Raw genomic sequence first — 22,874 nt, forward strand, 5'->3', positions numbered from 1 at the left:
ATTTGGAACTAAGGCTGCTTAATGAAAAGACACCTAATCTATTACTGTCTACTTGACAGGGGTAAGACCATATAGCTGAGGTCATCTTTTTTTGTATAAGTAGAACCTACTTTCGACACAGTTATGTTGAAAGATAAGTATTGCTTTCATATTCAGTAATAGCAGTGAATTACGTGTTAAATTCGAACATTCGGTTTATTAGAATATTTTTCCATGTTATAATTTTCTTGAAAATATAAGGTAGAGGGGAGTAAGTGATGGGAGAATTTCAAAGTAATTTGCATAGGGCAACGCAACTTGCAACGAAAATGAGAAATGCTTCAGATCGAATGCAAAGTGCTACTAGTCGCTCTATAAATAAGGCAACGCGTACGACACTATCTGTGAACTTTAAAGCGCAAGAAGCAAATCAACAAAATTTACAGATCACGACACAATTTTGCGCTGCTTTTCAACAAACGATTGATAATATCCATTCCGTAGCAAATGAATTTGAGAAAATGGATACCGGACTTCAAAAGACTTTTCAATAATGTAAAAACCTACGTAAAGGGGAAAAGGTAGGGAGAAAAGATGAGTCAAGAAATTGAAACGAGAATCAGTCAATGTAATCAAAAATTACGAATTATATTTGAAGAACAAAATGAAAACCGAATCGCGCTGCAAAATCAAGAACGAGCTGAGGCTAGTTTTCATGAATGGAAAAATAGAAATAATCGTTTATTTAACCGAATACTAGAAACTTGGTATGGTGACAAAGAAGCATTTCACCTTTTTACGAATATGCGGCAAGAGATCGGGCAGTACGAAAGAAAACTTACATTCGAATTAGAAAACGAAAAAGAGACGTTGCTTAAAGAAAAACGGCATCTCAGCGAGAAAGAAAATGACCTTTCCTATGAACAGCAGCAACTACAAAGGGAGGCCAATACATGAGTTTAAACATGTATTTGGGAGAAGTACAAAGTCAAACGCAAAGTATGAACGCTATATGTAATGCTACGATTCAAAGTATGGAACAAGCCATTCAATCTAATGATGCCTTTGCGATAGACACAGTATTACAAGGACAAACATACAGTAGTGCAAAAGCCTACCTTGTCCAAACATTTCGGCCATTAGCGCAAGGAATCATATGCTTATGTGAAGAATTAATTCGCCAAAACGAAGCATTTCCAAACGAGTTCCAAGCGAAAGTTGCTTCGACAGATGTGATCGAACAAGAAATAAGAGAACAAATACGGGGAATTAATCAATCGATTACAAGTATAGAAGCAATAGAAGTACTTACACCGATGCCCGGAGTAAGTGCGATTGTAACGGTATTAGGTGCAATGAGAAAAAAACTGGAAGAAAAACTAGAGCGTTTACAAGAATTCGAACATTCATCCAGCAACAACTACAGCACCGCCCTCCAATTAGCGGCTAGCATCACAGCCGGACTCGCTGAAGTGCAAAGCGGGAAAGGATTTAGCCCTGTGAGTGGTACGTTTAGTACACAAGGGTTGAATATGGATTGGGTGAGTTCGATTCAGGGGATTATAGAAGAAACAGCTCGAAAAAACGAGATGAAAGAAATTACTTTGCAAAAACAAGAAATGAACTTACAAGAACAGGAAGACAATAGATCATGGCATGAAAAAACAGCCATTTATGTGCAATCATTTTTGCATGGAGTTATCGAATTTTTTCAAGGTGCTGGTGATGCAGCACTAGAAAACTTTTTTGGACTAGAACCACATGAGAATGATAAATTAGAAAGTAAGACAACTTACCAAGCTGGAAGGTTGGCTGGAAATGTTATATCAATAGCCGAGTCCATTGTAGAAATGTTTGAAGCTATTTCGCTCATAGGTGGATCTAATTTCTTAACTATCGTCGCAGAAGTAGGAACTGGTGGATTGGCATCACCAATTGTTATTCCATTAGATATAGCAGCAACAGCTACTGGGGCAAGTCTTTTTGTACATGGTGGATTTGTTTGGAATAAATCGATTCAAAATACTAAGGATACTATTCAAAAAATCCAGTCTTCTGGTGGAGGTAAGGGTGCGAGTAATCGAATACCTTCTTATGGAAAAGATTCTGTACCTAAAGGTCCATACCGTGAAGTAAATGGTTATCCAATAAAAGTGAAAGCAGGAGCTCAAGAGAAGCATATTCCTGATACACCGAACTATAAACAAGAATTAGCAAATGGAAAAAATAAGAGCATTTTCTATGGCGATAATAAAATAGCACAAGAATTGCTTGATAAGTTTGCAGGAAAAGGTGAACTATTAAAAAACGGTAGAGAAAGAGTAGACTTTGGTGAGCCAATAGGAAAATATTATGACCGCAATACTGGTGAATACCATGTGACTACTAAAGGGTTGATTCATTATGGAAAAGATGGCGCTCATATAGTACCATCAAGACCATAAAAATCATAAGAAAAGAGGATGCAAATGGGGTACGATTCTTTAATTGGAACATTAATAAATTATGAACATAGTGACATGATACTAGAATGGAAAAGTGGATTGAGGATTATTGGAGAACTAGATACAGTTTTTGAAACAGACAATGGACTAGATGAGGATGATATAAATTATACAGAATATGATGCAGCTGTATTTAGAGTAAATAATATTTTATCTCGACCTAATACAAACGAAGGTACTGTATATAATTGGTTAAAACAAGAAAAAAGTTCATTGGTTGAAATTTCTCTCTATGATGATCCGCCAAGTGCAGTGTTTTTAACTGACGGAAAAAGAGTATGGGAAAGAGAAATGTGTAAATAATAGGTGGCATTTAAACTGTTACCTTATTAGTCAAATTAGATTTAGTTAATTTTGATATATGGTTTTTAATGGAATCAGAACAGGCTACTAACATATACTCTGGTATGAAGAAAAGATATCCTAATCGTAAGCTGATTCCTTTTGCTAAAAGATTTGATAATGATGATACTGCATGTTTTGAAATCGACAAAGGAAGTAAAGTTCAATTTATTCATGATTTTACTTGTGAAGGTTTTGAACAAAGAAAAGAATTTGATGACTTTTGGGATTGGGTTGAATGTGCTATGAAAGAAATGATAGATTACAATCGAAGTGAAAAAAACAATAATCAAAATCATTTAAAAATTTAATTGAATAAGTATCTTATGCTTTACGTCATGCTCCGTGGGAATACGAATTGGAGTTAGATGAGAATGGCTGGGTGTCTGTTGAGCAACTTTTACACGCACTTCACCAATCCATTGAATGGAAAGATGTGAAGATAGAAGATTTAAAAATAATGATTGAGAAATCTGAGAAAAAAGGCATGAGCTAAAAGAAAATAAAATTCGTGCGTTGTATGAACATTCTATTCCCATGAAAATAGTAAAGGAAGAAGGCGTTCCACCTAAATTTCTTTATCATGGTACATCTCCTCGCTTTTTAAATTCTATTTAATTAAATGGGCTATCACCTATGTATAGACAATATGTCCATCTTTCTGAAGATATTGTAACTGCTGAATTAGTGGGGAAAAGAAAAGATAAGCATCCTATTATTTTAGAAGTTAATACTGAAAAAGCTAGAGAAGAAGGCGTTAAATTTTATTTAGGAAATGAAAAAGCTTGGTTAGCAGATGAGATTCCTAGTGAGTTTATCGCAATTAATAAGAATTAATTGAATCTATTCTACTAGATTATGACGGCAGGAAAAAATTTTTCTTTAGGATATATATTTGAATGAACCATGTTATCTGTCTTAAAATAAACAAATAAAAGGCGAGTTACTTATGGAAAATAATCAACAAGAGAGACTTCACATTTGAGGTCTCTTTTGTTGATTTAAATTGAAAATTATTATTTAAGCAAATGCACTTTCGTACCTCGCATTTCACAGGCACATAGGCTTCAATTGATGTTATATAGTATGTTTTTCAATGTAAAGAAACATTAGAAAAAGCTGGACAATATTATTAAATAGCCGGGTCCATTGTAGAAATGTTTGAAGCTATTTCGCTCATAGGCGGATCTAATTTCTTAACTATCGTTGCAGAAGTAGGAACTGGCGGATTAGCATCACCAATTGTTATTCCATTAGATATAGCAGCAACAGCTACTGGGGCAAGTCTTTTTGTACATGGTGGATTTGTTTGGAATAAATCGATTCAAAATACTAAGGATACTATTCAAAAAATCCAGTCTTCTGGTGGAGGTGCGGCTAACGGTAAACCTAGCAGTAACAAAAATACAACTGTAGATAATTTTGATGCAAAAACAGCTACAAATAAGCAAAAAGGTAATTATGGTGAAATAAAATCTAGTGACAATTTATTGAATAATCAAAGTTTAAAAGAAGCTGGATTTGATTTAAAGCCAGTCGGAAAAAGTGTACCATCAGGCATAAATGATAAAATAGTAAAAGGGATTGATGGATTATACGAAAATGCAAATGCAGAATCAAAGATCAAATACGTTATAGATGAGGCTAATTTTGGTAGTTCACAATTGGGGAAAACTAAAGATGGACGACAAATGTCAGATGGTTGGTTGACAGGTGTGAATACTGAAAAAAGTAGAATATTGAAAGCTGTTGATGGAGATAACAAATTAGCAGATAAGATTACAAAAGCGTTGGAGAGAGATAAGGTAGAAAGAGTATTATAAAAAGTCGATAGTAGCGGAAAGGTTAAAACATTTAAGATAGATGCAAAGGGTAACATCGTTGGAGAATGGCCATAATTTAGAAGCTAGGAGGAATTGAATGGTATGAGAGATTATTTATGTATAGAAGAAAAGTGTAGAGAAGGAATTGAATATCATAAAGAGTTTATAGAGGAAAATAGAGAAGATATTAAAAGTTTAGAAGAAGATACTAAAAATGGAATTCAAAGATATTCTAAAGAAAATCCATATGCAAAAACGAGAGAGATTATAGAACTTGCACAAATAGATAAAAAAGAAGCATCTAAAAGATTACAAACGTACATGGAGAAAGAATGGTTTAAAGGTCATTATGATTATGAGTGGAAAAATGCGCATAAAGAACCTGGATATGTAGGATATTGGAGCTTTGAAACGGCAGCGCTTGCGAAAATTTTGGAACTGGATGATATAAGTTTAAAAGATAATAATCATTATCCATATGATTTGGCACATTATAAAAATGAAATGAAATTTAAGCATATAGACCTAAGTGAATATCACTATGAAGATGAGACAGAAGAAATCGAGGATATAGTAGAAGGAATTGAACATAATCCTGCATTGGAAAATATTATTCCGCCAAAATGGCATTCATTGGTCAATGAATTAATACATGATTATGAGAATATGAATGATAGTAGTTTTTATGAAAAATACAAAAAAACGATAGGAATAGGTCAAGTGTGGTTCTTACCACAAGAGTATGAAGAAGAAAATGAGCAAAAAAATCTATTAGGAAGTTTAATTGTGTTTGCCCTGACGGTAAGAGATTATATATTACAATTGGACTATAAAGAAGATTTAGAAGACTACATTGATAATCTTAAAAATTTCTGGAATGGATCAGAAACAAAGTTAATTCAATTTATTTTAGAGAATGATCGAAATTATTATGCATGGGTACCAAAAGAAGCAAACATCCCAAATATGTATGAAGTGAGGATAGAGAGTGTCGATGTAGAGGAAGTTCTATAACGATAAAATAGAAATGGTTTTCATTATATGTAATATTAGAATGCATTTTACTAGTTAATTGAAAATAATGCATGCGTGGGAGAAAAAGGGTGTATTGTTACTAAAAAGTACAGGGAAAGAAGGCTGTTGGATTGAGTTAAGCACCTCATTGTCAATATACGACAATAGGTGCTTTTTGCGTACAATGAAGAAAAAATAAAAGATTCATTTTCACTCTATTTCATCTTTGAAATACATGTTATAATTTGGAAAAATATATTCTTAATTTTTAGATAATTAAAAGGTGGTAGATTACTATATGAGTACATTAAAGAAAATTACTAACAATATTTCGAAAGTTATTATAGGAAAAGATGAATCGATTGAACTGGCAGCTATAGCTCTTATAGCAAAAGGGCACATTTTATTAGAAGATGTACCTGGAACAGGAAAAACAACGTTAGCGAAAAGCTTGGCTAAAAGTGTGGACGCTAAATTTCAAAGAATACAATTTACAGCGGATACTTTGCCTGGAGATGTTATTGGCCTTGAATATTTTGATGTGAAGGAATCGGATTTTAAAACGAGGTTAGGACCCATTTTTGCAAATATCGTATTAGTGGATGAAATTAATCGAGCTGTACCGAGAACACAATCTTCGTTACTTGAGGTTATGGAAGAGCGTACTGTTACAATTGCGAAACAGACACATTCATTACCAGAACCTTTTTTAGTTATAGCAACGCAAAATCCACTCGAATCAGCGGGCACATTTCCGTTACCAGATGCTCAGTTAGACCGGTTTTTACTCACAATACGCCAAGGTTATCCTACGAGAGAAGCTGAAAAGGAAATGATGAATCGGTTTCAAATGAATGATCCATTAGAAACGTTACATTCTATTATTTCAAGTGAAGAAATTATTACGATGCAAAAGCGTGCAAGAGAAGTGTTAGTAGGGAATGATGTGCAAGATTATCTCCTTGAAATTATTGAAGCAACTCGTAACCATGAGTTAATTGAAATTGGTGTAAGCCCTCGGGGAACGTTGGCATTTATGAGAGCAATTCAAGCACGGGCAATATTAAATGAAAGAGATTACTGTACGCCAGATGATATTAAGACGCTCGCTGCATCCGTTTGTGCTCATCGTTTAACGTTAACGATTGAGGGAGAGATGAAAACGACGAAAGAACAAATTATGAAAGAAATTCTTCATACGATTAGTGTGCCAGTGGAGAATGTACGATGAATCAACAGCTTGCGTATACACCTTTAGCGGAGCCTTTCGTAATGGGGGTTATGTCAGTTGTAGCCGTTATTTTAAGTGTATTTTCAAGTAATCTACTGTTTTTATCTCTCGTATTTTTATATGTAATTTTAATAGGTGCTATGCATGTATATATACGTAAAGTATCTCGTGTTGAATGGGAATACAGTCAAGGGAATTCGAATGTTTTTATAGGTGAAACGAATATGTGCAAAATGAAAATTTCAAACAAGTCGATATTTCCTATTCTTAATATCGTATTTCGATTTAAATGTGAAAATAAGCTAACTTGGAATCATGATGAAATAAACAAAAATTATAGTACAGGTTCAAATTATTATATGAATTTTAATTTAAAAGGAAGGGAGTCAGTTTTATTTGATTTGCAAGCTGTAGCGTTAAAAAGAGGCATCGCGAAATGGGAAGAAGTTGAAATTGTTATTACTGATCTCTTTGGATTTATAACGAACCATATAACATATAAACAAGTTGATACGCCCTCTTATTTAGTCTTACCAGCTGTTCCGAAAATACAAGTTCCTGAATTACAAGAATGGTCACGAGGATTTCGAAAAGCGATGTCTTCACCCTTATATGATGAAACGAAAGTAATGGGAGTAAAGTCTTATGAAAATGAAGATTTTCGTTCCATCCACTGGAGTGCAACAGCGAAAACAGGGACGCTAACTGCGAAAAAGTATGAGCGAACACAATGTGATAAATACGCGATTTATCTCAACTTGCAAAATAAAAGTGGTGTTTCTTTGCGAAATGATATAGAGGAACTAATTGAATTAACGGCGGGTATATGTAAACAATTGCTCATGCAAAACTGTTCGTTTGAAGTATGGATCAATAGTGTAAAAGATAACGGTTTGCTACATATAAAAAATGGGGATAATCGGAAACATTTGCAAAATGTATTAAAGGTACTTGCCTCGATATCAGACCAAGATACGCCTATATCTTCTTCTTACTTTTACACAGCAGGCTTTCGTCGAAAGGAACTGGATGCGGTTCCTTTAATTATTGGTACTTCACCAAAGAAATACAGTAGAACGAATAAATGGATTGTAATGAAAGAATAAGAAGGGGCTTATGTCATGGTGAATAAAAAGCGGCATATGAAAGTGAAGTTATGGAGTGTAAGAACTTTAATCATACTTTTCTTTGCGATTAGTGCGATAACGTTATCACAAGGTGTTGTGTATGTACAGGACATAGTAAAAGAGCGTTTTTTCAGTAAGACTAAGACAATATCGGAAAGAAATTATGACTTTACTAGTATAGGTGAAAATTTTGATGATTCCAAAATAGATGAAGATGAATATGAAGAAGTAGAAGATACAGGTATAAGAACGAAAACGGGTAAAAAATTTCAACCTTTCGAAAGAGAAAGTCTATGGAGTGACGTGCTTTCTGTTCTTTCAAATATATGGATTACTATAGCTTTTTATGTGATAATTGCAATATCAATTATATATGCCATCTACAAGTATATTAGGAAAAAATTGACGAAAACAGAAATAGTACAGGAGAAAGAATTGATTACAAAGCAAACTGCGGTAAGAAGCATAAAGAATGAAAAAGTCATTCATCAGTTAGAACAGCCGTTACCGACAGATAAGATAAGAAAAACGTTAGTTGAATGGGAAAGAACATTACCATTTCATGAACAGAGAAGGTCCTATGAAACGATGCAACAATGGTTAAAAAGAATTTGTAGAACAAGGGATATTATCTCGTTATATGAGTCTGCTCGTTATGGTGAAAAGACGTATACGGATTTAGATGTGGAAGAAATAATGAAGTGGGTAGAGGGAGATGGGAAGGTGGATACATAAATATTCACCTTTTCTTTTTTATATGGAAATTTGATTAACATGAATTATTTTCTTATATGAAACCGTATTCAAATAGGTAAATAAAATTAACTTTATTTACTTATACTTCATTACATGTTAACCTATACTTAATTTTTATAAATCATAATTAATTTTTGATTTTTTAAGGGTGTGAAAATGTAATGAAATCGGTATTAAAAAGCATACTTATTTCCTTTGTTTTTTCAGCAGTAGGTATGTGTTGGTTACTGTACGTATTATTCAAAGGAGACGGAGACTGGTTATTGTCTTGGATAGGTGTATTAATGGCATATTTATCTTTATATACTTTAATAGATTTATATTGTAAAAATACATACGATAAAAAATAAATAAATGGCTTATAAAAACAGCGGTGACTAGTTTTAGTTTTTCTGTATTAGGAATCACATTTTGTATCATACATGAGCTATTAACACCATGGAGTCTTAGTTTAATGGTGTGGTATTGGTTGCTAATGTTAGTATTATTTTTAACAACTATAATATCATTAATCAGTTTAGTATTTGTTAATCGTAAAAATCACAATTTCACCGTTGGATATAGAATGCTCATACTTCTAAATGTATTTCTTACATTGGGACCAGTATTATGGCCGCTATTACTTTCTATTATTGGAAATGGTATGAATGCTAGTGCGGGCTGGTAAAAAGGAATATAAATTAGTTGTGTAAAGAATAGGATGAAAAGTTGATATAGAATTTTAAATGTTTAAGAGAACATGTTTACATAAAAAATGAAAACATGTTCTCTTTTTATTTGCATGCATAACTCTTCCTCAGTTTACCGTATTTAAATTTAAACGTAAGTATTTCGTAAGGAATGGATAAGAAAAAAGAGAGATTTATCATATAGGATGAAAGTATAGCTTGAATCAATCCGATATTAATGGAGGAGAGAAAGCCTTATGAAAAAATGTAATTCAATTAAGTTAGCAAGTTTTGCAGTTTTATTAGCGGGTACTGCTCTATTTACACCTGGTTTTACTGTGACTGCAGAGTCAACTCAAAATATTTCTAGTTCGTCACAAGTACATGATCAAAAGAATCGTAATGGCTGGAAACAAGTAATGCAGGAAACAGTACAGCTTGGTGCTGTAGGAATATTAGCTAAGGCGTCTAACAACGGAAAAACTAGTAGTTTTACTGCTGGCGTGGCGGACTTAAGTACAAAGAAACCGGTGAATTCGGATTATCGCTTTCGAATTGGTAGTGTGACGAAGACGTTTACTGCGACGACTGTGCTTCAATTAGTAGGAGAAAATCGCTTACAACTTGACGATCCAATTGAAAAGTGGCTACCAGGTCTCGTGCAAGGAAATGGGTATGATGGTAATCAAATTACGATACGACAACTTTTGAATCATACGAGTGGTATCGCTGAATACTTAAAGTCAAAAGACGCGGACATAATGAATTCGAAAAAAACGTATACAGCAGAAGAAATAGTGAAAATAGGCCTTTCGCTGCCTCCAGATTTCTCGCCGGGTAAAGACTGGTTGTATTCAAACACAGGATACGTAATACTAGGAATGCTTATTGAAAAAATAACCGGAAATAGTTATGCGGAAGAAATCGAAAAGCGAATTATTGAACCTTTGGACCTATCAAATACGTTTTTACCAGGAAATTCACCCGTCATCCCAGGAAAGAATCATGCTCGTGGATATGTGAAAATGGAAGGAACAGGCGAGTTGAAAGATATTACTTATTATAATCCGAGTTTAGCTAATGCAGCTGGAGATATGATTTCTAATGCGGATGATTTAAATAAGTTCTTTTCATCTTTACTCGGTGGTAAGTTACTGAAGGAGCGCGAGCTAAAAGAAATGCTTACTACAATTCCTATAGAAGGAAAAGGGGTTGGTGACGCATACGGTCTTGGAATCTATGAGACTAAACTTCCAAACGGTGTTTCAGTTTGGGGGCATGGAGGAGGAATTCCTGGATTTACAACTTTTGCTGGGGGAGTAATTGGAGGCAAACATACATTGGCTATCAGTCTCAACTCTATAGGTGGGGTCGATATTGTTCCGCAGTTTAATAAAATGATGCAAATTGAATTTAATAAATAGATGAAAAGAAAGTGAATGGAATTTTGTTATAGTTATATTTAAAAGAGGTGCTTTTTTAAGTTCGCAACTATGGACAGTAGTTGCATTTATGATATGGCATCAAGTGTATTTCAAAGTGAAAATCAATCTTAATGCTTACGATAAAAATAAAAAGGATGTCAGTTACATGACATTCTTTTTATTTTGGATAAAAAAGGTATGCAGTTCTGAAAATTGTTATTTTTAAAATTATTAAATATAATGAAGGATATAGGGGCGCCAATTGGGGAGTTATGAATGGAAAATACTTTAGTTAGTTAAGTATTTCTCGTTTTAATCAAAATAATTATGAGTTGATTTGGAGTTGAATACAATGGGGGAAAATCATTATAAATGGAGTAATAAACAATTACGAGAGCATGTTGAAGTAATAGATGGTAAAAGAAGTCCGCACATTTTATGTAAGAACGCAACTTATTTAAATTCCTATATGCGCGAGTGGATGCAAGCAAATATTTGGATCTATGATGACCGGATTGTTTATGTAGGGGAAAAGCTGCCAGTGCAACTGCATGAATGTGAAGTCATTGATTGTGATGGAAAGTATGTAGTTCCAAGTTACATAGAACCTCATGCACATCCATATCAATTATATAATCCTGAAACTTTAGCGAATCATGCGATGCAGTTTGGGACAACAACTTTTATTAATGATAATTTAACTTTATTTTTCACATTACAACGTGAAGAAGCATTTCGTTTATTAGATGAATTTGAAAAGATTCCAGCAAGTATGTATTGGTGGTGTCGTTTTGATGGACAAACTGAATTGCAAAACGGGGAAACTTTATTTAATCGTGAAGAAATAATAGAATGGCTTAAGCATAAAGCAGTTCTTCAAGGCGGCGAACTAACAGCGTGGCCAAAACTATTACATGGCGATGATGAAATGTTAACTTGGATGCAGGAAACGAAGCGATTGCAGAAGAAAGTAGAAGGACATTTTCCAGGTGCATCTGAAACGACTTTAGCGAAGTTAAAACTGTTAGGTACAGATTGTGATCATGAAGCGATGACAGGGCAGGAAGCTTTCACTCGTCTTATGCAAGGTTACACTGTTTCCCTAAGAAATTCTTCAATCCGCCCAGATTTAGAAGTTTTACTGAAAGAATTGTTGGAACTAGGTGTAAAGCAGTTTGATAGATTCTTTTTTACAACAGACGGCTCACATCCTTCGTTTTATGAGAATGGAATGACAAACGTTATGATTTCTACCGCGATAAAACAAGGAGTGCCAGTAATAGATGCATACGATATGGCAAGTTATAATATTGCTCGTTATTATAATATGGAACATGTACATGGTTCGATTGCGACAGGTAGAATTGCTAATATCAATATTTTAGAAAGTAAAGAAAACCCAGTACCAATTAGTGTCCTTGCAAAGGGGAAATGGGTGAAGCGTGACGGTGTAAATACACATGAGGCATTACATATAGACTGGAGTAAACATAAAGTAACTCCATTATCATTAGATTGGTCAATAGAAAAAGAGGATATGATTTTCTCTAATAAAACGGGGATACACTTATTAAATAACGTTATTACAAAACCATACACTAGTGAAATCAATATAGACTGTGATGAATTGTCCACAGATCATGATGAATGTTTCCTTATGATGATTGCTCGTGATGGCAGTTGGCAAGTGAATATAGCTGTGAAAGGTTTTGCAAAAGAACTAGGTGGGCTTGCTAGCTCTTATTCTGGTACAGGTGACATCATTCTTATCGGAAAAAGAAAAGAAGATATGCTTACAGCTTTTCGTAGAGTAAAAGAGCTCGGTGGTGGAATGGTCATAGTAGAAAACAATGAAGTGTTACACGAAATAGCATTACCATTGCTCGGGATTATGTCTAATTTAAAAATGAGAGAATTAATACAGGAAGAGAAACAGATGGTGAAATTACTACAAGAGCGTGGCTACGCGTATGATGATCCAGCATTTACAATTTTATTCTTTTCTGCGACGCACTTGCCTTTTATACGAGTAACACCTATAGGATTATATGATGTGAAAAGTAGTAAGGTAGTTGCCCCGCCCGTGAATTTGATAAAGCAATATTAAAAGGAAAGATCCTATAAAAATTTTATTTTATAGGATCTTTCTTATTATTAGCATAAGAATATTGTAAGCCTCAAATGATATAGTATCTAAATCATTTGAGGTGATATGTAAATATGAAAAAAATATTTTACATTTTAAGCGTATTTATTCTGTGTGTATCGATACAACACGTTGTACATTCCCAATCAGATGCACCAGAGTTATCTTCGGATTGTCTCGAAGAAAGAAAAGTTAGAGATGAAAAGTATGTGAAGAATATAATACAGGACATTAAATCCACATTTAATTTAAATATTGATGAACATAGTTTTTGGGAAGTAAGTAAAAGAGATCTGGAGGCTGCTCATTTGATGTATGGTGGAAAGGAAAATGATTCTTATTATACTTCGCTAACTAAAATTTATGATAGTGGTGGATTTAGCGAACAGCTCAGCCTATTTGTGAGGGCGCAAGAAGCATTTTTACTTTATAAAGAAAAAGATAATATCAATGTAATGAAACGCCTAAAACTAGACGTTGAAAAAGGGGAATGGCTCGTTATAAAAACGAAAAAGAAGAAAGGGAAAAAAGTGAAATTTAAGCCGTTGCAATGTGAAAAAGATTATATGAAAAAGAGAAATGAATAACAAAATACTTATTCATGCTGTTTTTATTCAACGATATTTTGCTGTTGATTTGAAATAGAAAAAGGTAAACAAACATATTAGCTTTATGGAATATGTTTATTTACCTTTTTTTGAGAGATTTAATAATTGGGGATTATTTACTGCCTAATGAATTTATAACATTCAATGAATTTGTTCTTCATAAACATTAGATTTTGTGTCAAATGATTTATACATTGCCGAAACACCTATGTATATTTTATTCTACAGTATTTATAAAAGAATGTTGGCTATTCATAAGAAATATGATTGGCACGGTTTTTGCTTGTATTACATGTAAGGAAGGGAGATTGTATGTAAGGAATCTGTACTCGTAATAGTATAAAACAAGCTACTATTGCATTATTAATCATAGTTGTATTTATAGGGGAACTGTAAATACATACAAATAAGTGGTTTTTTCGATTTTAAAATTCTGAATTTTCATTTAAATCATTAGGGGGCAATGGTATGGTTAAATATTCGAAAATTTCTAAGTGGATTCTTGGTGTTGGATTAGTGACAATAACATGTAATGGTTTGCAAATTCAAGCAGAGACAAAAGAGAAAAACGTGAAGAACGTATTACAAATGGAGCCGGTAGGAATACAGAAATCTGTTAATGAATTGGCGCACTCTTCAAAAGTACAAGAAAATGCATCTTTTACAAAACGGTTAAAATTAGCGGATTTATCGCAGCGTCCACTAGCACCAACCGATAATATTAAACCGTTAGCTGAAGAAAAAAAGTATTCAATGGCTGAGTTAAATCAATTAAATAACAAACAATTAACTGATCTTCTTGTGACAATTAAATGGTATCAAATTCCGGAATTATTTCAGTTTAATAGTGATAGTCTTAAATTCTATCAAGATGATAGTCGAATGCAAGCAATTATTAATAAACTAGAAGAACAAGGACAAACTTATACGAAAGATGATTCAAAAGGAATTGAAACATTAGTAGAAGCTCTACGTGCAGCATTTTATTTAGGTTTTTATCATGATGAATTAAGCAAACTAAATGAGCGTAGCTACCATGATAAATGTTTACCAGCTTTAAAAACAATTGCAAAAAATCCAAATTTCAAACTTGGTACATCAGAACAAAATAAAGTAATTGCATCATATGGAAAATTAATTGGAAATGCATCAGCAGATGTTGAAACGGTTTTATATGCAGGTGAAATTTTTAAACAATATAACGATAATCTTGCAACTTTCATTGAAGACCGAACAAAAGGAGACGCTATATATGAGTTGATGAAGGGAATTGACTTTGATATTCAGACGGATATGTACACGACTGGAAAAGAGCCAAAAGATACGATGTGGTTTCGAAATATTGATAACTTTATTAATGAAATAAATCGTTTTGCACTACTTGGTACAGTAACAAATAAAAACGGATGGTTAATTAATAATGGAATTTACTATGCTGGCCGATTGGGCAAGCTTCATAGCACGCCCACAAAAGGACAACAAGTTGTTACAGATGCAATGCGAATTTATCCATATTTAGGAGAGCAATACTTTGTTGCGGCAGAACAAATTACTACAAATTATGGAGGAATAGATGCGAATGGAAAAACTGTAAATTTAGATCAAATTCGAGAAGAGGGTAAAAAGAAATATTTACCGAAAACGTATACGTTTGATGATGGTGCAATTGTCTTTAAAGCTGGGGATAAAGTTAGCGAAGAGAAAATTAAACGTCTATACTGGGCGGCAAAAGAGGTGCGTTCTCAATTTTATCGTACAGTTGGTAGCGATAAACCACTTGAAAGTGGACATGCTGATGATGTGTTAACGATGGTTATTTATAATAGCCCAGATGAGTATCAATTTAATCGTCAACTGTACGGATATGAAACGAATAATGGTGGGATTTATATTGAAGGGACAGGGACTTTCTTTACATATGAACGTACACCAGAGCAAAGTATTTATAGTCTGGAAGAATTGTTCCGCCATGAATTTACGCACTACTTACAGGGAAGGTACGAAGTTCAGGGATTATGGGGCCAAGGGGAAATGTATCAAAATGAACGTTTAACATGGTTTGAAGAAGGGAATGCAGAGTTCTTTGCAGGTGCAACGCGATTAGATAGTGTAGTACCACGAAAAAGTATAATTGGTGGGTTATCTAATGATCCTGCAAAACGTTATACAGCATCACAAACATTAAATGCGAAATATGGAACGTGGGATTTTTATAATTATTCGTTTGCACTGCAATCATATATGTATAATAAGCGCCCAGAAATGTTCGATAAAGTACATGATTTAATTCGCGCAAATAATGTTTCAAGTTACGATGAATACCGTGCTACATTAAGCAAAGATAATAAGTTAAATGAAGAATATCAATCTTATATGCAAATGCTTATTGATAATCGTGATAAGTATACAATTCCACAAGTATCAGATGAGTATTTAACTCAGCATGATCCAAAATCGCTTTCGGACGTTACGTCAGATATTACGAATGAAGCGAAATTAAAAGATGTGAAAGTAACAAAGAATAAATCACAATTCTTTAATACATTTACACTACAGGGGACATATACAGGAAGTGCGGCTAAAGGAGAAGTTGAGGACTGGAAAGTGATGAATGAAGCAACGAATGATATGTTGAAACGTCTTTCAGGAAAAGAGTGGACTGGATATAAAACATTGACTGCTTATTTTGTAAATTACCGTGTAAATAATGCTGGGCAATTTGAATATGATGTTGTGTTTAGCGGAGTGAATACGGAAGAAGGTACGGCTGTAGAAAAAGAACCGAATAATTCATTTGAAACAGCAAACCCACTATCTTTGAATATTTTGTTAAGAGGAACCTTGAGCGATCAAGATCAGGGGGATAAATTTGTTATTGATGTAAAGGATCAAAAAGATTTACAAATTTCTGTTACGAACGAACAAAATCTTGGATTGAACTGGGTATTATATTCTGAATCAGATTTAAATAATTATGTAGCTTATGCAACAAAACGTGATGGGAACAAATTGCTTGGAAATTATAATGCAAAGCCAGGGAAATATTACTTAAGTGTATATAAGTATGGTGGTGGAACAGGGAATTATACGGTACAAGTAAAATAGTTTACTATAGTTTGTTTTGAAAGGCTACTTATTACATTTTTTAGCGAAATAAAGTATGTAATGTTAAACATTAAACTAATTCAACATATCCCTGTTCTAATTATAGAACAGGGATATGTTGGCTTTATATTTTTAAATTAAATAACCTCATTGGATTTTGATAAGAAAATAATTAATATAGATCTGAATTCTCATTCGTAAAGCATGTTTTAATCTTCTTAATGCTCTTTCATTTTTGTCTCGATTTTTGTTTTCAAATCAGTTGATACTTGATTGAAATACCCCAAAACGATCTCCCTAATATCATCGGATATAACTTTCAAATCACTAGCTAAGTTTTCAGCGAGATGTTCTTTTTCTATTGGCTGTAACTTCGTATAAAATTCACCAGCCTGCGTAAAGTCATCCTGTTTCGTTATAGAAGCTCTTTCAAGTTTACCTTCAACGTACCTTCCTTCACCGGTTGTAATTTGATTAGCAGGTGTCCAATCTTGCTGCTGGTTAATCGTTAATTTACGAAATTCGGGACCAATTCTTCTTCTTTGTGAATCACTGTAAATGTTAGCGCGCCCTTGCAGCATTTTATCATCTGATAGTTCTGCACCATCCAGTAAATTAGAAGGGGAGAATGCGACTTTTTCTACTTGTTCCATAAAATTTTCAGGATTTTTATTTAATACCATTTTCCCGACTGGTATGAGAGGATACGTTTGTTCATCCCATACTTTTGTGTCATCTAAAGGATCATAAGAAAGGTGCGCTTCATCTTTCGGATCCATGAGCTGGACGTATAAACCATACTCCACTGGTTTACCATTTTCAATAGCATCATATAAATCTTTCCCGCTATAATCAGGATTTTCGGCAGCTAGTTTAATTGCTTCTTTACTAGTAATGTACTGTACACCTTCAAACGGGTACCAATGATACTTTACATACTTTCGATTACCTTCCGCATTTCTCCATACATATGTATTAACACTATGTCCTGGAATGTGGCGAAGACTTTTGGCCGTACCATTATTAGAGTATAAACGGACAACAAAATGAATAGATTCAGGTGCTTTAGCGACAAAACTCCAAAATCTATTAGGGTCTATTAAGTTATTTTTAGGTGAAGGCAATAATGCTTGAATCGTTTCAGGGAAACGCATCGGATCACGGACAGAAAAAACAGGAATGTGATTACATAAAAGGTCAAAAATGCCTTCTTTTGTATAAAATTTTGTAGAAAAACCGCGTACATTTCTAGCAGTATCCGGTGTTCCTTTCGTACTAACAGCTAACGAAAATCGCACCATAACAGGAACTTTCTCATTAGAATTTTGTAAAAAACTTAATTTAGTATGTTCAGACATCGAATATATCGTTTGAAAATAACCGAACGCACCAAATCCTTTTACATGAACAGGTCTTTCTAAAATTTTTTCATGAATAAATTCTTGTAACGTCTCGTGAAGTACACTATCTTGCTCTAGAACGGGTCCACGTGAACCAACTGTTTGAGAGTGAAGGGTAGCTTGTTCATTACGTTCACCTTTTTCATTAAAGTGATTCCCTAGTAAAGATTGCCCCTGTTTATCATAGTTTTCATTCATCGATATAGCCTCCAAATTTATTTCGTCTATTGTTACTAAATATGATTTTATAATCTTGATTATGTATGATATGCCAAGTAGTAACAGACCGCTAGATGAAAAAAACGTGTATGTAGTGGACCTGTTGAAATAGAAGAAATTATGGAAAAATGAATATCGTGAAGAAAATTACTATTAAAATTTTAATCTGAAAAATGAATTTATACATGAGTTTATAGAGAATGAACAGAAATAAACAGGGAAAATAAATAGGAGGAATTTAACATGTCGGATTGGTTTCAATTAGATAAAGAATATATGATGTCTACGTATTGTCGTACGAAGGTTGCGATAGAAAGAGGAGAAGGGTGCAAGCTTTATGATGTAGATGGTAAAGAGTATGTAGACTTATTTTCTGGAGTGGGAGTGAACGTATTAGGGTATAATCATCCGAAAATTGTACAAACGACAATGGAACAAGTTACAAAATCGTTGCATCTGCCGTTTCATTTTTTAAATCCAGTTGCGATTGAATATGCAAAGAAATTAGTGGATTGCTCATTAAAAAACGGAAAGGTCTTTTTTACAAACTCTGGTACGGAAGCGACAGAAACAACTTTGAAATTAATTGATAAATATAGAGCTAATACGAATGAAGAACGTGAAGGAATTGTAGTGCTGAAGAATAGTTTCCATGGGCGTACGTTAGGGGCACTTCATTTTACGAGACAAGAAAGTGTATATCAAAATTTCCCTAAAACATCGATTCCTGTATATGAAGTAGAGCGCGAAAATATAGACCAATTAGAGGAGACTATTATTAAAGAAAAACCAATCGCGATTATGCTAGAGCCTGTTTTAGGAAGCGGGGGGATTTATCCTTTATCAAGTGAATATTTACATGGTGTTCAATATTTATGTGAAAAATATAATGTACTTCTTGTCGTTGATGAAGTTCAAAGTGGTATGGGTAGAACGGGAAAACTATTTGCTTATCAAAATTTTAATATTACACCAGATATTATTCAAATTGGTAAAGGAGCAGGAGGCGGGATACCGCTAGGAGGAATTATTGTAGGCAAAAAGTTATGTGATGTATTTTCACCAGGAGATCACGGGACAACGTTTGCTCATTCATCAATGGGAACGGCTTTAGGGTTAACGGTATTAAACACATTGATTGAAGATGGTTTAATGCACGAAGCGTATGAAACGTCACTATATTTAAATGATAAATTACAAGAAATTCAGAAAGAAAACTCTTATTATATTCAGGAAGTACGTCATGCTGGTATGATGTTTGGAATTAGTTTAAATGATACAAATGAAAATGTGAAAAAATTACAGGTAGAGCTAATGGAGAAAGGGATATTAGTTGACGTAACACAAGGGAATATCATCCGTTTACTTCCTCCATATATAATTACAAAAGAAGAAATTGATACATTTATTACTCAATTTATTACTTGTATGGATAAGGTTGCTACTGTAGTAAGTGCTTAAAAATTAAAAGCTATATTTTATATAAAGTGCACTCTAATTGTTGGGGATAGTTTACAATTGGGGTGCATTTTTTATAGTTGAATTTTGTAAAATATAGTCGTTTGTATATGATAACGGAAAAATAGAAGGAATTTCGTTATATTTGAGTGGTGAAGAAAAGGGAAAGTAAGTATAAAGATAGTAGATAAAGCGGGTGGTTTAAATAACTAATGATAGAACGTTTTGAAAATAATAGCATACGAATATATAAATAATAAGAATGAGGTGATATATTGGAAAATAATGATATTCAATTTACTTCTTTACAAATGAGAACGGATAAATATGGTTGGGCTAGTATTCAATATACAAATAAAAAGCAGGCTATCTTATATACTCGAAACGGAGGAGTAGAATGGGATATTGTCAATCCTCTTAATTCAATTGTATTATTTGGGTATCCAATAAACGCTCGAAGCTCTTGGGCATATGGTTTAACAAAAAAGAATGACGATTTATTGCCAGCTATATTTTATACAGTTAATAGAGGAGAAAGATGGAGTGAGTTTATTTTACCGGTTGAAGAAGATTGGGAGAAATCGACTGATGTTCAAGTTCAATTGCATGCTACGAATATGGATTGTATTATCTAGAAAGCTTGCATCAAATAAATTTGAACATAATTTATACTATTTGAAAACGAAAAGGAAATTATGGAAAATAATAAAAAATATAAGTATTAGTGATAGTATTTCAGGGATAACATTTATAAACGATCTAATTGGGTTTATTTCACTACAAAAACATTATGAAACATCAACGGTATTTAAAACAATAAATGGTGGGGAAAGTTGGCATCCTATAAAAGATATTCCAAGTCTTGAAGGAATTAATAATGGGACTGCTATGGCTTATAAAGCAATCTATAAAAATAACTTATTAGTAATACCAACTAAAATGAATGATGATGTATTTTTAATGAATTACTCATTTGATAAGGGGAATTCGTGGCATATTTCAAATAAAACAATAAATACTAGTAAAGTGGCTGTTTCGTTTTTTAGTTCCTATTATGGCTGGGTTATAAATAGTGAAAATGGGAGTGTGTATCAAATAATAAAAAAAGGAGCAAAATGGATTAAAGTATCAAGCAATCCATTATTAAAAAATGTATTTTGTTTGCATTTTTTTAATCGGCGTAAAGGTTGGGCGTGTAATAAAAAAGAAATATTTACTACAAAAGATCGCGGTATAACATGGAAAAAGGTAGTATATAAAATTAATAATATTGATAAGTTTATTTAAAAGAGTCCTAAAGAAATTAGGACTTTTTTATTTTTAAATGGTGAGAGTTGTAACAAACAATGATAAGAGAAAAGAGGTAAGTGCAGAACTTATATTTTCAAAAATAGACGGTTGTTTTTACACAGTATAATTCACTTTTGAATATGTTAATAAAGTAGCGAATTCACAGGAAATGGTAATACTTAATATTTTATGTCACATGATGTGTAAAGGGGGCGTGTAATGAAATCGTTAACGGTTATTATTTTGTATAGTGAAAGAGAGCAAATATTAGAAGAGTCAATTCAATCTATATGGAAGCTAAATCCTCTTGAAATTATAATTTTCGTTCCTAACGATAGAAGTAATTTGTATGAAATAGCAAAGAAACATAAATGCCATATTGTTTTGATGGATAAATATAGTACGTATTATGATGGGTATGAAGCTTCTGTAAAGGCAGCAAAAGGAGATGTATTGTTATTTGTAGATAGTAATTTTTTATTATCTTCAAATGAAATGAAGAATTTTATTGAGCCAGTCGTTACAAATCAGGCTGATGTAGTATTAAACAAAATAGATAAATTTATAGAAGTTGATAAATGTCCAAATATGGATATTGTATGGAGAAAAATGTTAAATGAAATTTTAAGTCGACCAGATTTAAAAAGCAATTCAATACTTTCGTTACCATATGCGCTTACGAAGGAAGTAGTGGGAAACATCGGCTTTAATTATATGGAAGATATCGTTCTAGCTCATATGAACATAGTGAATCAAGGCTGGCGGATTAACAATCAATATGCAATAAGAACGTTATCTAAAGATGAAATGTTAGAAGAAGAAGAAGGGTATTTATTTAAAAAAGAATTATTAGAAAATGAAAAAGAGAAAGTGGAAAAATATTTAATTGGTATATCCAAATGGATAGAGAAAAAGGGAAGAAGAGTAGGTTTTACTGATGCAGGAAAAAGAAGAGATATTATTCAAAGATTAGGTGAAAGCAAGCAGTATCCTTCGTATCATCGAGGCTGGGGAATGCATTCTTCAATTTATAACGGGAAACAACTTTCTGTCATTATACCAGTACAAAATGAAGAAGAGACTATAGAACAAGTAATACTTGAGGCGAGAAAAATAGAACCACTAGAAATAATTGTCGTTGTAAATGGTTCGACAGATCAAACGGCTAATATTGCTAAAAGACTTGGTGTTACTATTATTGAATATAACGAACGACTTGGTCATAATGTTGGACGTGCTATTGGAGCGCTTGAAGCTACAGGAGATATTCTTTTATTTATTGATGGTGATTTTAGTGTTTCAGGAAGTAATTTGCATCATTTTACAAAAGCAGTTTCAGCTGGTGTAGACATAGCATTAAATGATTTGAATCCGATGTTACATCCTCCGTTTTATGTTGTAGACGTCGTAAAATATATGCTTAATTTAGCATATAATCGTCCAGAATTAAGCAATGGCTCATTAGTAGCAATTCCACATGCTATGAGTAGATCATGTTTAGATGCAATAGGCTGGGAAAGCTTACTATGCCCTAGTCTTGCACAAGTAAAAGCTATATTACAAGGGTATAGAGTAGAATGTGTACATTACGTTGATGTTGTAAAACCGAATAGAATTCGTTTAATGGAGAATGTAAGTCACAATGGACATCCTCCGGCAGTATTAAGAATAATTGGTGATCACGTTGAAGCTCTCTCTTACTTAATAGAACATCTTGAAATAGATGGAAAGGGTGATTAAACTGTTAGACCAGTACAAAAAAATTAACATTTCATATGAA

15 protein-coding genes and 5 pseudogenes are annotated in these 22,874 nt (G+C 33.2%); 19 read left to right on the forward strand and 1 reads right to left on the reverse strand.

Annotated features, from left to right (window positions below):
• The first annotated feature begins 257 nt into the window (after positions 1–257).
• The 16 genes and pseudogenes from QO049_RS28210 (at position 258) to colA (ending at position 16,727) form a co-directional block, all read left to right on the forward strand.
• Complete coding sequence (locus QO049_RS28210; RefSeq protein WP_000503629.1) at positions 258–533, forward strand: TIGR04197 family type VII secretion effector; 276 nt, start codon at positions 258–260, stop codon at positions 531–533.
• A gap of 40 nt (positions 534–573) precedes the next feature.
• The gene (locus QO049_RS28215) at positions 574–936 is read left to right on the forward strand and encodes a DUF3958 family protein (RefSeq protein WP_044584584.1); all 363 of its coding nucleotides are present in this window, start codon (positions 574–576) and stop codon (positions 934–936) included.
• A complete protein-coding gene (locus tag QO049_RS28220) occupies positions 933–2,423 on the forward strand; it encodes a polymorphic toxin type 50 domain-containing protein (protein ID WP_284489704.1) in 1,491 nt (496 codons plus the stop codon). Before QO049_RS28215 ends, QO049_RS28220 begins: the two co-directional genes overlap by 4 nt.
• 24 nt (positions 2,424–2,447) lie before the next feature.
• The gene (locus tag QO049_RS28225) at positions 2,448–2,786 is read left to right on the forward strand and encodes a hypothetical protein (RefSeq protein WP_000540188.1); all 339 of its coding nucleotides are present in this window, start codon (positions 2,448–2,450) and stop codon (positions 2,784–2,786) included.
• 26 nt (positions 2,787–2,812) lie between these two features.
• Positions 2,813–3,136: pseudogene (locus QO049_RS28230) on the forward strand (hypothetical protein); the annotation flags it as partial.
• 47 nt (positions 3,137–3,183) lie between these two features.
• Positions 3,184–3,662: pseudogene (locus tag QO049_RS28235) on the forward strand (RNA 2'-phosphotransferase).
• Between the two features lie 299 nt (positions 3,663–3,961).
• Positions 3,962–4,723: pseudogene (locus QO049_RS28240) on the forward strand (hypothetical protein); the annotation flags it as partial.
• Positions 4,724–4,750: 27 nt separating this feature from the next.
• Positions 4,751–5,662 carry a PoNe immunity protein domain-containing protein gene (locus tag QO049_RS28245; protein WP_246960358.1) on the forward strand — a complete coding sequence of 304 codons (912 nt, stop codon included), beginning with the start codon at positions 4,751–4,753 and terminating at the stop codon, positions 5,660–5,662.
• Positions 5,663–5,960: 298 nt separating this feature from the next.
• Positions 5,961–6,893, forward strand: coding sequence for an AAA family ATPase (locus tag QO049_RS28250; protein WP_000105651.1), 933 nt, complete (start codon positions 5,961–5,963; stop codon positions 6,891–6,893).
• Positions 6,890–7,999: a DUF58 domain-containing protein gene (locus QO049_RS28255; RefSeq protein ID WP_087966951.1), complete on the forward strand. Its 1,110-nt coding sequence runs from the start codon at positions 6,890–6,892 to the stop codon at positions 7,997–7,999. Before QO049_RS28250 ends, QO049_RS28255 begins: the two co-directional genes overlap by 4 nt.
• Positions 8,000–8,014: 15 nt before the next feature.
• Positions 8,015–8,755 carry a signal peptidase II gene (locus QO049_RS28260; protein WP_246960355.1) on the forward strand — a complete coding sequence of 247 codons (741 nt, stop codon included), beginning with the start codon at positions 8,015–8,017 and terminating at the stop codon, positions 8,753–8,755.
• Between the two features lie 182 nt (positions 8,756–8,937).
• Positions 8,938–9,443, forward strand: a pseudogene (locus tag QO049_RS28265) (DUF3902 family protein).
• A 258-nt stretch (positions 9,444–9,701) separates the two neighbouring features.
• The gene (locus tag QO049_RS28270) at positions 9,702–10,868 is read left to right on the forward strand and encodes a serine hydrolase domain-containing protein (RefSeq protein ID WP_246960352.1); all 1,167 of its coding nucleotides are present in this window, start codon (positions 9,702–9,704) and stop codon (positions 10,866–10,868) included.
• Positions 10,869–11,220: 352 nt separating this feature from the next.
• The gene (locus tag QO049_RS28275) at positions 11,221–12,975 is read left to right on the forward strand and encodes an adenine deaminase (protein WP_000504393.1); all 1,755 of its coding nucleotides are present in this window, start codon (positions 11,221–11,223) and stop codon (positions 12,973–12,975) included.
• A gap of 113 nt (positions 12,976–13,088) precedes the next feature.
• Positions 13,089–13,601 (forward strand): hypothetical protein, encoded by a 513-nt coding sequence (locus QO049_RS28280; RefSeq protein WP_246960349.1) that lies wholly within the window; start codon positions 13,089–13,091, stop codon positions 13,599–13,601.
• Between the two features lie 489 nt (positions 13,602–14,090).
• Entirely contained in the window at positions 14,091–16,727 is a 2,637-nt protein-coding gene (gene colA, locus QO049_RS28285) for a collagenase ColA (RefSeq protein WP_284489705.1), read from the forward strand.
• Between the two features lie 218 nt (positions 16,728–16,945).
• On the opposite strand, the gene QO049_RS28290 is transcribed toward colA, so the two are convergent.
• The gene (locus tag QO049_RS28290) at positions 16,946–18,325 is read right to left on the reverse strand and encodes a catalase (RefSeq protein ID WP_001005111.1); all 1,380 of its coding nucleotides are present in this window, start codon (positions 18,323–18,325) and stop codon (positions 16,946–16,948) included.
• 264 nt (positions 18,326–18,589) lie between these two features.
• Here QO049_RS28290 and QO049_RS28295 point away from each other — a divergent pair, with 264 nt between their 5' ends.
• The 3 genes and pseudogenes from QO049_RS28295 to QO049_RS28305 all read left to right on the forward strand — a co-directional run bounded on the left by QO049_RS28295 (position 18,590) and on the right by QO049_RS28305 (position 22,834).
• Positions 18,590–19,807, forward strand: coding sequence for an aspartate aminotransferase family protein (locus QO049_RS28295; RefSeq protein WP_097796588.1), 1,218 nt, complete (start codon positions 18,590–18,592; stop codon positions 19,805–19,807).
• Between the two features lie 272 nt (positions 19,808–20,079).
• Positions 20,080–21,091: pseudogene (locus QO049_RS28300) on the forward strand (WD40/YVTN/BNR-like repeat-containing protein).
• Between the two features lie 222 nt (positions 21,092–21,313).
• On the forward strand, positions 21,314–22,834 hold the full coding sequence (locus QO049_RS28305; RefSeq protein WP_097855450.1) for a glycosyltransferase family 2 protein: 1,521 nt from the start codon (positions 21,314–21,316) through the stop codon (positions 22,832–22,834).
• Positions 22,835–22,874: the final 40 nt, after the last annotated feature.

This window comes from Bacillus sp. RB3 (assembly GCF_030164735.1).
Lineage (GTDB): Bacteria > Bacillota > Bacilli > Bacillales > Bacillaceae_G > Bacillus_A > Bacillus_A cereus.